This window comes from uncultured Eudoraea sp. (genome assembly GCF_947258525.1).
GTDB lineage: Bacteria > Bacteroidota > Bacteroidia > Flavobacteriales > Flavobacteriaceae > Eudoraea.
Genome location: NZ_CAMYIP010000018.1, coordinates 41577 through 56988, shown reverse-complemented (window position 1 = coordinate 56988; position 15412 = coordinate 41577). Strand labels below are relative to the sequence as shown.

The 15412-nt window shown below is 34.9% G+C and carries 13 protein-coding genes and 2 pseudogenes; 3 read left to right on the top strand and 12 right to left on the bottom strand.

The genetic code is table 11. From position 1 onward, the window contains the following. Window positions 1–26: 26 nt before the first annotated feature. The 3 genes from Q0X89_RS01600 to Q0X89_RS01590 are packed head-to-tail and all read right to left on the bottom strand — an operon-like array spanning window position 27 to window position 3638. The gene (locus tag Q0X89_RS01600; RefSeq protein ID WP_297690862.1) at window positions 27–1856 is read right to left on the bottom strand and encodes a T9SS type B sorting domain-containing protein; all 1830 of its coding nucleotides are present in this window, start codon (window positions 1854–1856) and stop codon (window positions 27–29) included. A 26-nt stretch (window positions 1857–1882) separates the two neighbouring features. Continuing rightward, window positions 1883–2716: an ABC transporter permease subunit gene (locus Q0X89_RS01595; protein ID WP_297690861.1), complete on the bottom strand. Its 834-nt coding sequence runs from the start codon at window positions 2714–2716 to the stop codon at window positions 1883–1885. A 19-nt stretch (window positions 2717–2735) separates the two neighbouring features. Continuing rightward, window positions 2736–3638: an ABC transporter ATP-binding protein gene (locus Q0X89_RS01590; RefSeq protein WP_297690860.1), complete on the bottom strand. Its 903-nt coding sequence runs from the start codon at window positions 3636–3638 to the stop codon at window positions 2736–2738. A gap of 85 nt (window positions 3639–3723) precedes the next feature. Here Q0X89_RS01590 and Q0X89_RS01585 point away from each other — a divergent pair. Continuing rightward, window positions 3724–4557 (top strand): annotated as a pseudogene (locus Q0X89_RS01585) (hypothetical protein); the annotation flags it as partial. A 6-nt stretch (window positions 4558–4563) separates the two neighbouring features. Here Q0X89_RS01585 and Q0X89_RS01580 read toward each other — a convergent pair. The 9 genes and pseudogenes from Q0X89_RS01580 to Q0X89_RS01540 form a co-directional block, all read right to left on the bottom strand. Further along, on the bottom strand, window positions 4564–5622 hold the full coding sequence (locus tag Q0X89_RS01580) for a nucleoid-associated protein (RefSeq protein ID WP_297690859.1): 1059 nt from the start codon (window positions 5620–5622) through the stop codon (window positions 4564–4566). A gap of 108 nt (window positions 5623–5730) precedes the next feature. After that, complete coding sequence (locus tag Q0X89_RS01575; RefSeq protein WP_297690858.1) at window positions 5731–6225, bottom strand: hypothetical protein; 495 nt, start codon at window positions 6223–6225, stop codon at window positions 5731–5733. A gap of 28 nt (window positions 6226–6253) precedes the next feature. Then, a pseudogene (locus tag Q0X89_RS01570) lies at window positions 6254–7233 on the bottom strand (heme A synthase). Between the two features lie 156 nt (window positions 7234–7389). Continuing rightward, a complete protein-coding gene (locus Q0X89_RS01565; protein WP_297690857.1) occupies window positions 7390–8814 on the bottom strand; it encodes an HD domain-containing protein in 1425 nt (474 codons plus the stop codon). Between the two features lie 76 nt (window positions 8815–8890). Further along, window positions 8891–9454: an L-threonylcarbamoyladenylate synthase gene (locus tag Q0X89_RS01560; protein WP_297690856.1), complete on the bottom strand. Its 564-nt coding sequence runs from the start codon at window positions 9452–9454 to the stop codon at window positions 8891–8893. Window positions 9455–9468: 14 nt separating this feature from the next. Next, window positions 9469–10407, bottom strand: coding sequence for a glycosyltransferase family 2 protein (locus Q0X89_RS01555; RefSeq protein ID WP_297690855.1), 939 nt, complete (start codon window positions 10405–10407; stop codon window positions 9469–9471). Next, window positions 10394–12244, bottom strand: a complete 1851-nt coding sequence (locus Q0X89_RS01550; protein ID WP_297690854.1) for a glycosyltransferase — start codon at window positions 12242–12244, stop codon at window positions 10394–10396. Before Q0X89_RS01550 ends, Q0X89_RS01555 begins: the two co-directional genes overlap by 14 nt. A gap of 307 nt (window positions 12245–12551) precedes the next feature. After that, window positions 12552–13349: a glycosyltransferase family 2 protein gene (locus Q0X89_RS01545; protein WP_297690853.1), complete on the bottom strand. Its 798-nt coding sequence runs from the start codon at window positions 13347–13349 to the stop codon at window positions 12552–12554. Window positions 13350–13445: 96 nt separating this feature from the next. Beyond that, window positions 13446–14261 (bottom strand): 2,3,4,5-tetrahydropyridine-2,6-dicarboxylate N-succinyltransferase, encoded by an 816-nt coding sequence (locus tag Q0X89_RS01540; protein WP_297690852.1) that lies wholly within the window; start codon window positions 14259–14261, stop codon window positions 13446–13448. Between the two features lie 101 nt (window positions 14262–14362). Between Q0X89_RS01540 and ruvX the strand changes: the two genes are divergently transcribed. Together ruvX and def are read left to right on the top strand one after the other, a co-directional pair. After that, window positions 14363–14776 carry a Holliday junction resolvase RuvX gene (gene ruvX / locus Q0X89_RS01535; RefSeq protein WP_297690851.1) on the top strand — a complete coding sequence of 138 codons (414 nt, stop codon included), beginning with the start codon at window positions 14363–14365 and terminating at the stop codon, window positions 14774–14776. Between the two features lies 1 nt (window position 14777). Next, entirely contained in the window at window positions 14778–15368 is a 591-nt protein-coding gene (gene def, locus Q0X89_RS01530) for a peptide deformylase (protein WP_297690850.1), read from the top strand. Window positions 15369–15412: the final 44 nt, after the last annotated feature.

The following is a 15412-nucleotide window of genomic DNA, read 5'->3' as shown; positions in this document are numbered from 1 at the left end:
ATCACTCGGAACATTATTCATACAAATTATCTTTTTAATGCGAAATGCCCTTGAATTTGACCACTGCTGTCAGAAATTGCCCGGAACCAATAGTCACTGGATGGCAGCGGTATACCATTGAAATTTCCATCCCAACCATTAGAGGTAGGATCTATTTGAGCCAGAAGTCTTCCATATCTGTCAAAAATATGTATAATGTTTATATTTATTTCATCTGTTAATTCGGTCGGGATAAACTGCCAGAAGTCATTGACCCCATCCCCGTTTGGTGTAAAGAATTTTGGAAAACCTTCCAGTGTTAAATCCTGTTCTACTCGTTCTTCTGCAATTCCGCAACCGTTTTTATCCCTTACGTAAACGGTGTATGACCCGGCAGGAACATTATCAAAGACATTACTGTCCTGGTAAGGCCCGTTTATATCGTTTAATGCATATTCATAGTTACCAATGCCACTTGCATCTACTGTAATTCTTATATTATCTCCCTGGTCCGTTATATTTATAGAATTAATCGTTGCTATTTCCGAGGACACTACCTTAAAATGTTGGGATGAAGAACATTCTACAATACCACTTGCCTGTACTATACTATTATAAGCTTCATAGCGGTAGTCACCTGTTTCTTCAAGTGACACCTCTGATGTTTCCGAGATCAGGGTTTCATTTCCGAATTGATCAATTTGAAACCATCTGAATCCTTCAGCTGTATCGGTTGAGGAAACTACAAAAGGAAGTTCATTCTCGCAAAACGAAATAGTATCAGGAAACGATATTTCCGGATTTATAATGATAAGCTCTCCTGTTACCGAATCAAAATAGGGTCCGCACCCAACTATTGTAGAGAAGGATTCCTGTGTGCAACCAATAGCATCTCCGGCATCATTAAAAGGTATAATTGTAATAAAAAATGTACGATTGGGCTCAAAGTCTATTACAAAGGTGGAATTTGTAAAAAAAACCACATTATCAAGGACTTCCGCTGTAAAGGGAGAACTTCCAATTGTTACTTTGTACCCGACAGCTCCTGCCACTGCCGACCATTCTATTAAAGGTGTAAGTGGCACATTTATTTCACCATTTAATGGGTTAATAAGGCTTGTGCATCCGGGAAGAGTTGCCACTGCTCCTGTGGTAAAACTTTGTTCAGGACAAGGTGAAAGATCACCATTCTCATTATATGGGGTAATTTGAACAAATATCTCCGTACTCGGGGGCAAGTCCAGAATAGGATTATAAGAAAGGACATTGCCTACATCCTGATCATTTACAATATTTCCAGCACCGGGAACTGTACTAATGGAAATTCGATAGCCTGTAGCTGTCGCAGCATAATTCCATGAAATATTAGAGGCAATATTTATGTTTACAGCCCCATCTGCAGGGATTGAAACCATTGTACAAGACGGAGGACTGGTGACGTTCTCAGTTCTAAATGTTGAGCTTGGACATACCAAATCGGGGATTGCCGGGTCAAAAAAGAATAGTCTTAACGTAACATATATCTGTGTATTCTCCGGTAAACCTAAGGGTGGCGTATAGGAATCTGTGTTTCCAACATTCGTTTGATTTAAAATTTCCGTCCCACCAGGTGTTGTTCCTAAAGAAATAATATAACCGGGAACCCCTATTATCCGATCCCATGTAATGGTTGAATTGACTGGTATATTAACTGCACCGTTTGCAGGAAACGTCAATACTGGAGAATTACATTCCTGCCCTGATATATAAAACGAAGAGCATAGTAAAACAAGAAAGAAAAAATTCTTTTTAAATAATAAACCGGATGCTTCGCCCTGGCCTGCAGTAGAATAGGGGCAAAGAATCAGAAAGAGCAATAATGTCCCTATCTTTTTCATAGTGTTCTTCCAAACACCACAAGATACTACAAATCCCTCTTTTTTAGTAATGCATACGATAAATAGACAAAAATTGCAGTCCAACCAATGACAATGAGTATCTCATAGAACTGAACATGATAGTCCAGTTTTAATTCTTCACCAATCTGATCGGCTACGGTTTGTACCGCACCCAATCTTGAAAAAGGCTCTTTAATGAGATTAAACATAGAATTTAGTGGAAAAATGCCCATTATAGTATCTGTAGTTTCACCATCAAAGAACTTCCATCGGATTATACCGCGTACAAACCCCTCGAAAACCTGCCATAGAAATAGAAAACCCAGAGCAAATGCAGAACGTTTGACAAGAATTCCGAGGAAAAGGCAAAAAGAAAAGAATCCGACGAGTTTTATAAAAAAGGCCAACAGGAATTCCATATCAGAAAAAATGATGGAAAATTCATTGTAATCTGAATAGATTAGGCCAAGTATCATGGACACAACAAATACGAATACTGTCGAAACTAGTGCAAATGAAATAACCGTAAGAAATTTAGAAAGAATGAATTCCTTTTTGGAAAGCCCATCTATTAAATTCTGCTTGATAGTTTTATTGCTGTATTCATTTGCCATCATTGATACAATGACTATGGCCAAGAAAAGTTTAAAGAAAGCAGTAATAAATGTGTTGAAATGCCAGATATAAGGAAAATTAAAAATCCCCTGCTCCGCTAAATGAAATTTCACAGGTCCTATATCAAATTTAATAGCCGCCACCAAGGCTATCGATGTAAGAAGTAAAAAATAGGCCAGAATAAGTGCCCTGCTCGACTTATTGTTCCAAAGTTTTATAAATTCTATCTGCAATAGCCTTTTCATTGGTATTAGTTTGGAGATTTTAAATGGATTGATTTTCAGTTAGGGTCAGGAATTGTTCTTCCAGGCTTTCCCTTCTTTTGACCAAATGAGAAAGGATAATCCCTTTTTTAAAAAGAATACCGTTCAATTCAGCTGCATTCATTTCATTTTTTAAAAAGGCTGTAATAATTTCGTTTTCCGTTTTAATTTCACCAAAATTTGGATGTTCTTCCAGAAAATCAATCAATACCTCGTTATTATCCGATTTGAGTTCAAAGAATCCAAAACTCGCCAACATACCGTCCACGCTGCCAGAATAAAGCTTTTTACCTTTTCTTAGAATAACAACGTGACTGCAAACTTTTTCAACTTCGTCCAATAAATGAGAAGCTAATAGTATAGTCGTACCTTGTGTAGCTATTTTTTTAATGATTTCCCTAATTTGATGTATTCCCTGAGGATCTAATCCATTGGTCGGTTCATCTAATATGAGAATTTCAGGATCATTTAATAAGGCTGAAGCAATCGCCAAACGTTGCTTCATTCCGAGTGAGTATGTCCTGAACTTACTGTCCTTCCTTTCCCATAGTCCTACAAGTTCCAATTTGTCTTTAATTCTGTCTTCCGGAACTTCCTTAATTTTGCACACCAATTTTAAATTTTGAATGGCGGTCATATAAGGGTAGAAATTCGGCCTCTCTATAATTGCACCCACCTTTTTCAAGGCATCATGGGTTGAGGTATTTCCATCAAACCAGGAAAAACTCCCGTTTGTACTATTGACAACATTTAAAACAATTCCCAGTGTGGTTGATTTTCCACTGCCATTTGGGCCTAAAATCCCATATACGTTGCCTTTTTCAATTGAAAAAGACAAATCCTTTACTGCTGTAAGGTATCCGAATTTCTTAGTGAGATTGCTAACTGTTAGAATCGTTTCCAATTTTGATGGAGTTTTTATGTTGTATCTAGTATACTTGACGAAGAAATCGTTATTTTGTTACAGAAGTACAATAATTTAAATATTCTCTGATGGCAGTGACAGAATATTTCAATATCTAAATATTGATGCTGTAGATTATTGCACGTTTGGTAATTCGAAACCCTTTCGTATCAAAGTAAGGAATATTCTCAATGATAATTTTTTGTACTTCTATGTAAAAAAAACAGATGCATCGCGCATATATGGCCTGGAATTGGAACATATGTTATCGCCCTATAACTTGAATTTCCTTGTGCATAAGGATACTCTGATAGAAGAGCATATTGCAGGTATTCCCGGTGATGTATTTATTAAAGACATGCTGCCTAATTGTTCAGAATCTGAAAAAGCTCAGCTTGCAAAAGAGTTTGTAAAATTTAATGAACGTTGTATGATCAGGCTTTTAGGGGATATGCGATCTTATAATTATGTAATTGTTCCCATGCATGATTTTGATCACGTAGTTTATAAAATAAGGGCTATTGATTTTGACCAACAGAGCTTTGAAGGTAAACTTAAAGTATATCGACCTCAGTTTTTTAAGGAGAACTATGTAATGGTTCAAATGGTGCAAAACAAATTGCAACGCGACTCTGTAGATCAATACAAAATTGAGGAGCGTTCTATTGTAGCTAAAAGGATTATTAGTTCAGGAGATAGAATCAACAGACTGGTAAATATTTGTAAATCGGATAACATATCACTACCCGAAAACATTGAATTATTAAAAAAGCAGATCTATGACCTTACATTAGACATTAACTTTAAGAAATGTAAAACAATGGGACAATTATTGGATCTTGCACTCGATTTTGTTAAACGTAATTACCAGGATGTGAGTATGAATCAAATTATAGACAAGAGAATCAAACTTCCATAGTGATTATTATGACTTCTGTTCCTTATTAAAGTATAAAAGATAATAATACATTTGTCGTTCTTCATCCCATCCCTTTTCCACAAATTTTTCTGCTGATTCAGGGTTGATAAAATCCATTTTAATCTGGACATTAGTATCCAGCTGTATGATGTTTTTTATTTTTTTACGAGTGTCGGATACCGCCTTATTTGCAATATCAAAACTGGAAACATCTTCTATACTATATTTAGGTCCTTTCTCTGTTTTATAGTGTTTAAATTCGGGGATTAATTCCGGATTCTCCATTACTTCATTCAGGAAGTTAGTTTCTTCAAAAGCATCATTTTTTGCAAAATGGTTTACAGCCCTGTTCATAAACATAACTTCTTGCTTTTTGTCTTCTGCAGGCAGTACTACATCTTTTGCAAAGTTTTGACAAAATTTAAGGTAATTTTTGGTGTAAAAATTATCATCTTCCAGTGCATTTAATCCTAGAAAATGCTCTACCCAATATTTAGCATCATACCTGTTGCTATCAACCGATAATACCTTATAACCATCAGACTTATTTACGTTAAATATCAAACAGCCTTTGTCCAGTTTATTGATATTGATTCCTTTTTGAAGGAGCAAATCCAAATTGGCTCCACTTTCTGCAAACTGTAAAAAATCCTGTTTTAGTTCGCTTTTAAAGATACCTATCGCATCTGTTTTTTCATTATCCAACAGTATATCTGTCAGATAAGTAATATAAATCTCACCACTTTTTATATGGGGATGGTTGGATTGATCATATAAATGTTTGGTAAGATTTAAAGATAGTTCATGAGACTTTTCCGGCTTTTCAAACATTTCAGAAACAAGTTTATAAACTTCATTAAATTCCACATCTACCTCATGGGTTAGCCGATAGTAGTTTTCCTCTTTTTCTCGAAAAGGTTTTAAGAAGAATTCCTTTAATAGGCCACTGGTTTCGCCGTCCGGATTAAAATGTTCTTTGGAAAGAAATATTGGTTCTGCTTTACTTTTATTTCCTATACGGTGAAGTGATATACTTTGAATTTGGGTAGCATAAAGATTGATCATAGTAATTGTTTGGGATTAGACTTAAAGTTTGTTAAGTGTTTTTAGGATAGTACTAATTATGCGGAGATCAAAAAAGCGTGTGCTTTGTTTGATTTAAGTATGAATAACTTAATTCCAATTTTCATCAAAATCCATATCATCATAGTTTTCCAAAGGTTCATCAAAATCAAAGGATGGATCTGATTCAAATTTCTTTTCCGGTGGTGAGTCCGGTAATTCACCAAAACTGAATAAAACATTAGGATAGTGTTTGCCATCTTCTTTTTCAACAATATCTGCCAATTCAATGAAGAATGTCCACATACTAAAAAAATCATAAACATAAATTAGCTTGGGTGTTTCTTCAGTAAGGATATCCTTTAATGAAATTTCGTTCATTAAGCGAACACTGGTGCCACTTTCACTGGTGTCAAAAAGAGGAATTTCTTCATCCTGGTTCCACAACTCGTCACAAGTGTAAAAAGAAGCCATCTCATTACCTAAAAAACCAAAGGCCTGAGTTATCGTATTGTGAAAATCTTCGAGCGTGGAATGATGATCTATTTCTATATCCCTAAAGATGTCTTCCTGAGTATCCAGAATTATCCTGATTTTATAAATCATATACCCTAATTTATGAGTGGGGGCAAAGTTACAAAGTTTTCCGACTTAATTTTCCTTTTGTGGCTTCCAAAACTAAATAGAATTGAATGCCAAAAAGAAATGCTGCCAATATTAAATGAAGTGGTTGGCTTGCAAAGGGGAAATGGAAATAATACATAACAATCCCGGTAATTACCTCCGCAAAAAGAAGACCTAAAACCCAATTTATTTTTGAATACCCAAGTTTTTTCTGATAAATAGAATATACCAGGTAGAGATTGATCAATACGACCAAAATTGAAAAAGATCGATGGAAATAAAATTGTAAGGAGGGATTTAGGAGCCAAATATCTTTAGCATTTTGCCCAAGGAAATCTATTTGAAGGTCCACAAACTGTCTTACCTGTGTGCCTAAAATTATTTGAACCAATGTGAGACCTAATGCGAGCCACAAGGTTAGCGATACTTTATTATCAAATTTTCCATTTGCAGAAATGGAATTCGAACTATAAATCAGATAGACCAATAGAGCTACAATAATTAGGGCCATGACCATGTGCATTGTAATTTTCACAGGTTCAAGAACAGAATACACAACTGTTGCGCCCAACCATGCTTGAAAGCCCATTCCAAATACAATTAACCAGGAAATTAAGGTAACTTTTTTATCTTTTCGCCAAAATGAAATCGATGCAATGGCAAGGAAAAGAGTGGCCATACCAGCCAGAGCTCCTAATAACCTATTAATAAATTCAATCCACGTATGAAGGGCATTAAAAACGGCATAGTCATGTTTTTGATACGGCTCCCAATTTCTTCGCGAATAATGACCTGACCACCATTATAATTAAATTCTGGTTGCCATTGTAATTGGGATACATCTGTGGGAGGGATATAATAGCCAAAACACTTTGGCCAATCTGGACAACCCATTCCGCTACCTGTCATGCGAACCACTGCTCCTGCTATGATTACCAGGTAAACCAGCACCAAAGTTAGTTTGGCAGCATTTCTAAAATTCCATTTCATAGCAGCTTAAAATTTAAAGCAAAATTACCATTCTTTTGGTCAACAACCTTAAGAATTGTTTTTGTAAGTAATAATAAATTTTGAGATCGAATCCTCTATAATAAAACAATGGTACTTATTTACAGGCTAATGATTATTGTCAAAATTTTGACTTTTTTACCTTTGCTCCAGGCCTAATTCCCGTCCTTTCTTGATCATAAAGTCAAATGCCTTCTCGTATTCATTTGGAATCTCACCTTCCAGAATGGCCTCTTTTATTGCATCCTTAATAATACCAATTTCTTTAGAGGGTTTAAGATTAAAAGTTTTCATTATTTCCTCGCCACTTATTGGAGGTTGAAAATTCCTTAAATGATCGCGTTCTTCTACCTCAATGATTTTTTGTCTGACAATCTCAAAATTGTTTTTATACTTTTTCTGTTTTCTAGGATTTTTTGTAGTAATATCCGCTTCACAAAGTGTCATAAGATCGTCTACATTTTCTCCGGCATCAAATACTAATCGTCTGACCGCTGAATCTGTTACATTATCCTGTGAAAGAATTATGGGCCTTGAACTCATTCGTACCATTTTCTGTACAAATTTCATTTTGTCGTTTAACGGCATATGCAATCTCTTAAATAAAGTATAGACCATTTTGGAACCTACAAACTCATGAGCGTGAAAGATCCAACCTATTTTTTTATCAAACTTCTTGGTAGGAGCCTTACCTATATCATGCAATAGCGCTGCCCATCGCAGCCATAAATTGTCTGTAGTTTTAGCAATATTGTCAACAACTTCCAGAGTATGCCAAAAATTGTCCTTGTGGCGTTGTCCCTCAAATTCTTCAATACCTTCCAGAGCAGTTAATTCAGGAAGTAAAATAGGTAATAATTCTGTATCATATAAAAGTTTCAGCCCAATCGAAGGCAGATCACATTCTAAAATTTTGTGTAATTCATCAACAATTCGTTCCTGAGATATTATTTTTATTCGATCTTTATTTTCTTTAATAGCCTGAAGCGATTTTAATTCGATATTAAAACCAAGCTGGGTAGCAAAACGAATAGCTCTCATCATTCTTAAAGGATCATCAGAATAAGTAATGGAGGGATCCAATGGGGTCCGAATTAGTTTGTTTTTCAGATCTGTAACCCCATTAAAAGGATCAATTAATTGGCCGAAATCAGTTTCATTGATTGAAATAGCCATTGTATTAATTGTAAAATCACGTCTTTTCTGGTCATCCAAAAGTGTTCCGTCTTCTACAACAGGCTTTCTGCTATCTCTTGTATAACTTTCTGTTCTGGCACCTACAAATTCAATTTCCCAAGAATGATGCTTTATCATAGCTGTTCCAAAATTCTTAAAAACAGATACTTTAGGCTTTCCCTCAAGTTTTGCTGCTACTTTTTTGGCGAGTTCTATTCCACTACCGACAGCAACAATATCTATATCCTTAGATTTGCCTCTTTTCAGCAAAAGATCCCTAACATATCCGCCTATTACAAAACTGTCAATTGAGAGTTCCTTTGCAGAGCCAGCAATAGTTTTAAAAATTGGGTCTTCTAAGCTTTTTTTGTAATTAGTCAGTGTCATATTTTAGATCACTTCTGAGTTGATTTCCCCGGACGGGAGGTAATCTGGAATAATAGCGTTATGATTTATCTACGTGCTACTTTCGGATAATTTTTACAGTACCATCATTACCCAATTTAATTATAGAAGAAGGTGATGTGTTAGTTTTTTTCCGTTCCAAATTTACCACATAGTCAACACCTTTTAAAATCAATTCACTTATTTCTGAAAAATTTCCCGGTGTCGGTTCGCCTGCAATATTTGCAGAAGTTGAAACAATGGGTTTTTTGAATTTTCTAATTAACTGCTGGCAGAACTGATCAGATGCTACTCTTATAGCCAGTGTGTTGTCCTCAGCAATAAGATTAGCAGCAACATCTTTTGGGTTGTCATAAATGATAGTAACAGGCCGTTCAGAAAGGTCTATGATATCATAGGCAGGCTCGGGAACTTTTTCTACATATTGTTCCAGCATAAACTGATTGGCTACCAGACAAATCATAGTCTTTTTATCAGACCTCCTTTTTAATTTAAATATTTTCTCGACAGCATCCCTGTTTGTTGCATCACAGCCAATACCCCAAACCGTATCTGTTGGATAAAGAATAAGGCCACCTTCATTCAGAATTGTTATTGCGTTATCAATTTCTTTTTTGAACATTGAATTTTATTCTATCAGATAATGCGTTGCTCATGTTTTAAAGACTTACCTAATGGAAGCCCAATTAATATGCGATGGAATAATTTAAAATATTTGGGTTTAATTATTGATACCAGGCCATAGCGAAAAATAAAAAACAATCGCAATATTTGATAATGCAGATACCCATAATTCTTTCTTATAACATAAAACATAGACGTTTTAAGCTCAATTTTAGTTTTGATATTCCAGGAAGTATTATCAATGCTAATGCCCTGATAATGAACATAAGATGCCGAGGGAATAAAATAGGTTTTTTTATTTTTCTTCTTTAACCTACAGCATATATCACTTTCTTCAAAATACAGGAAAATATTAGTGTCAAATCCGCCTACTGAATCAAAATCCTTAGCCCTGAAAAACATAAAGCTACCGTTTACATAATCAACTGACAATGGTTCTGTATACTGCTTTCGTCTATTTGGCTTGGTCCCGGGAAAAACAAATTCTAACATTTTTTTTCCAAAAATTTCTCTTCCGAGAGAAGTGAAATGATCAAAACTAACCTCTTTTACCTGATGCTCATTAAAGATCTGTGGTCCGCATAAAGCCGCATCCTCAGTCTTTTCCATAAAATCAAAACATATTTTTATGGGATCGTTTATGAGTAAAGTATCGTTATTTAAAAATAAGTAGTAATTCGCATTGGCAAATTGAACAGCATACATGTTGCCACCGCCAAAACCTGTATTAATCCTGCTTCTGTAAAGCCTCACGTTGGAATAATTCAGTTCCTTAATATAATTCTTTAATGCTACATAATCGTCCCTTTCGGAGGCATTATCTACAATAATGATTTCGTAAGAAATTGTACTTGTTGTATTGTCTAAAACACTTTGAATACACTTTTGTGTAAACTCAAAAGAATTGTAGTTTATAATGACTATCGATAAATCAAGTTTAGTACTTTTCATTCAACGAATTATCTAGGATAGTATTACTGCAGTACTTATTTAGAAAAAGTAATAATTGGTCTTCAAAAAGAATCGGTTTAAAATAATTGTAAAGCGAACCTATTACTTTTTTGATTTTATTCTTGTCCATATTAACAAATAATTCAGGATGATAATCATTTAGATGAATAGCTGTATTCAATCCGGTTGAACTATCATGCCAAGCCGCTTTAACAATGTAGGGACTAAAAATACAAAATGTAGGTATCCTGAGTGCTTTAGCCATGTTGGCCGCACCTCCTTCGTTACCAATAAGGGCATCACACTGAGAAAGTATAAGAATAAATTCCCTTAAAGAAGTTGCGTAAAAATCAAAATTTATTTTTGATTTAGAGACTTCGTTACACTGATCATAAATTGCCTTAGCTTCATCTTTTTGATTTGGTAAATAGTTAAAAAGTAAGATGCCATCTGTATTGGAACAGATTGTATCAACAACTTCAGACATATATTCCGAGGGGTAAGTTTTTAAGGCACTACTACCCAAAATACTTATCATGATTAGTTTTTGGTCGGAATTTCTTTTTAAAGTGCTAACTTTTTGTTTGGCCAGAGCAATTTCTTTCTGGCTGAGGTATAATTTAGGAGAGATAGAATAGTCATCGAATTCAGGTGCTATTGGATTAAGCAATTGCAATCTTATTTTGTTGGCAAGTGAATTCTTGCTATCGGCTTCCTGGCTTTCCACAACTGTATCACTGTATACCCAGGAGGTATACCACCTGTAATGAGCAATTTTGCGCGGTGCTTGTGCAAAAATTGAAATAAGGTTGCTTTCCAATTTACCGTATGCATCTATTACAACATCATAAGAATGTTTTCTAATAGATCTTAAAAATAGATAAAAGGCCCTCTTATTTTCGCTATACTCCTTTTTAAACACAATGATTTGGTCTATATGAGGGTTGTTATATAAAACCGGCAGCGTATTTTCATTAACTACGAAATGCACGGTGCATTCAGGGAACAAATATTTTAGAGTACGGCAAATAATGGTACTTGCCAATACATCCCCTATCATTTTCTGCTGAATAACAAGAAACTTCCTGTTTTCCGAACTCTTCTTACTTACTTCAGTTGTTTGAGAAATTCTTTTATAGTCCAAGTGCACACAGACTGCACTATACCTCAGCTGCCTGAACTTTATTCCATGATTTTGTAAATCTTCTCCGGGCAGATTGCCTTCACCTTCTTTATCTTCCTTAAAACCAACAACTTTAAGGATATCTTTTTTCCACCCCGAAGAATTATATCTGTTCCAACTGTGCTTTGCAGAAGTGAAGGTATTATGAAATTTTGATTTAAATCCTCTTGAATTATGTCTGGTGCCTTTGGACAATTTTTTAATTCCTTTACTCTTAAGCCAGTCGATTTTGAAGCAATTCTGTTCTTCTATATCCTTTTGAGTTAAAGTCTTGGATATATTCAAAGGCAACAAATAAGAGACTCCTGATATAACTGTTTTAGGTTCCTTATTCATGTAATGGACCTGTACTAAATCCTCCCTGGGTATACAGTCACCCTGGGTTAAGATAATATAATCTGATTTGGATGATAAAATGGCCTTACGTAATATTTCCCCTTTCTGAAAACTATTATTTTCTTGCCAAATATGACTTATATTAAAGGGTAAACCAGTCTTTATTTTTTCGACCAATTCTTTAGTTGGTTCTGGTGATCCTTCATCGGCAATAATCAATTCAAAATCCTTGTAAGTCTGGTAATTGAATCCCCAAAGAACCTTTTCCAACATTTCTGTTTGGTCGTGGGTACTGACTATTATACTTACCGTACTCATTTAAGATTATTTGTTTTTACTGGTTTTACAAATGTAGTTTTTTGCTAAGCATATCCTAATATGCATTCCAAAATAATGAAGGGCTAAAACAAAAAAAAAGGTATAAAGTTCAATTTATCAAAGATGCGCGCCAGCTCATAAATAAGTAAATATGGTGTTATAAAATTGAAGGAACTTAAAGGAGAATTTAGCCATAAGGAATAATAAAAATAGCGGCAATTGATAATAATTTAATGCAACAATTGGTTAGTGTTGGAAGCTAACCTACTATATACAATGATGTAAGATAAAATATGATTATAAAGACTTATTCCGGGATAGCCAAATAATAAGCAAGTTGATTTTTTGTCTCCAATCTCTTCAATTCTCTATAACGCTCTAGAACGCCGAGTGCATCGAGGTAACAGATAATAATCCCTTTTTTGCCGTCGAGTATACCTAAGCGAAGGAAATAACGATGTATAAATTTCCAGCTGGGTTTAAGGATCATATAAGCATAATTGAATTTCTTCTCTTTGAAAAATGATTCTTTGGCCTTTAATCTGCCATAACTTATAATTTTATCTCTATATTCCTGGAAATTCTTATAGCAATAATGAATAAGTTTTTCACTCAGAATTCCTGAAGACCCATTAACATCTAAAGTCTCATGAACTAATTTTTCTTCAGAAAATTTAACTTTACTTTTCCTAAACAGGCGATAGTTCTTATCTGTTTGCCAACCACTAAATCGCAAGGATTTATTCTGGAACATAAACTTCCTGTAAAACCAGTATGCAGCATGTTCTGGGCTTGATTTCAGGGTTTCAACAATCTCATTTTTAAGATTTTCGGGTACAACTTCATCTGCATCCAGAAATAGAACCCAATCATTAGAAGCCTGTTTTAAGGCAAATGATTTTTGTAGGGTAAAGTTGTCAAAAGGATGTTGAATTACCTTTACATTTTGCAAATTGACCAAGTATTCGTATGTTCCATCTGTACTAAATGAATCAACCACAATTATTTCATCTGCAAAATCTATAGATTGAATGCACTTTTCTATGTATCCGATTTCATTATAGGTAATAATAACGGCTGATATTTTCTCTTTGGAACTATTCATTTCTTCAATGATATATAAGTAGTCTTCCTAAACAATTAACAAAGTTATAACTATAAATAAGAGAAAATATTATCTCAAACAATATTTTTAGAAAATTTAAACTGCTACATTATATTCCCTTAGAGCATCATTTAGTGAAGTTTTTTTGTTTGTACTTGCTTTGCGAATACCGATGATTAGGGCACAGGGAACCTGAAATTCTCCTGCAGGAAATTTCTTTGTGTAGCTGCCGGGGATTACAACGGATCTTGCAGGTACTATACCTTTTCGTTCTTTTGGCGACTCGCCGGTAACATCAATAATTTTTGTGGAAGCAGTTAATACAACATTCGCTCCTAAAACAGCTTCTTGTTCAACTCTTACACCTTCCACTACTATACAGCGACTACCAATGAAGGCATTGTCTTCAATTATTACAGGAGCGGCCTGCAGAGGTTCTAATACTCCGCCAATACCAACACCACCGCTTAAGTGAACATTTTTTCCAATTTGTGCACAGCTCCCAACAGTAGCCCAGGTATCAACCATAGTTCCTTCATCTACATAGGCACCAATATTTACGTAACTGGGCATTAGGATTGTTCCTTTAGAAATGTATGCGCCATGTCTGGCTACTGCATGAGGAACCACCCGAATACCTTTCTTCTGGTAACCTCTCTTTAGTGGAATCTTATCATGGTATTCAAAAATCCCCGCTTCCAGAGTCTCCATTTTTTGAATTGGGAAGTAAAGTACAACTGCCTTTTTAACCCATTCATTAATTTGCCATTCTCCCTTTACAGGTTCTGCACATCGCAATTTCCCATCATCAATTAACTGAATTACCTCTCTTATAGCATCCTGTGTTTTTGCTTCTTTTAAGAGCTCTCTGTTTTCCCAGGCTTTTTCAATAGTATTTTGGAGTACATTCATAATGTCTGAATAATTTGCGCAAAGATAGGCGGTAACTATTAATAAATCTTTAATTTTTATAGGCGTAACAATTTATCCCTTATTTTTGCAAAAAAATTGATTTGGCGAGAATTATTGCACTGGATTATGGCAAACAACGCACTGGGATAGCGGTTACAGACGAGTTACAGCTAATTGCTTCAGGTTTAGCTACTGTCAAGACCGAAGATCTATTGCAGTTTTTGAAAGATTATATAGCAAAGGAAAATATTGCTCGTATAGTTGTAGGTGAGCCCAAGCAACGTGATAATACGCCATCTGAAATAGAGACATCTATTCAGGTATTTTTGAAAAGTTTAAAAACATCTTTTCCTTTAATTCCTATTGATCGACAGGATGAGCGATTTACATCAAAAGTTGCAGTTCAAACCATGGTCGAAGCAGGGCTTAAGAAAAAGCAGCGTCGGAAGAAGGAATTAATAGATGAAATTAGTGCAACCCTTATTTTACAGTCCTATTTAAACAGAATACAGTAGAATGACATTATCTATATTAGCATATGGGGATCCTGTTTTAAGAAAAATCGGGAAAACAATAAACAAAGACTACCCCCAACTTAAAGAATTAATTGCCAATATGTGGGAAACCATGTATAATGCAAATGGTGTGGGCTTGGCTGCTCCACAAATTGGACTTCCAATTCGATTATTTGTGGTAGATACCGGACCCTTTGCAGATGATGAGGAATTAACTCCCAAAGAGCAAGAAGCCCTTAAAAATTTTAAAAAAGTATTTATCAATGCAAAGATTGAACAGCAATCGGGTAATAATTGGACTTTTAACGAAGGCTGCCTCAGTATTCCCGATATTCGCGAGGATGTAACTCGCATGGATACTATTGAAATTACCTATTTGGATGAAGATTTTAAGCCACATAAAGAAACTTATGATGGTCTTTTAGCGAGGGTTATACAACATGAATATGATCATATTGAGGGTATCCTGTTCACAGATAAACTATCCAGCCTCAAAAAAAGGTTGCTAAAAGGGAAGCTCGCGAATATCTCAAAGGGTAAAATTAATGTGGATTATAAAATGCGTTTCCCTGGATTAAAAAAGGTACGTTAAAAACAACTGATTAACTTCATAGGGTTTATTACTTTATGTTATAT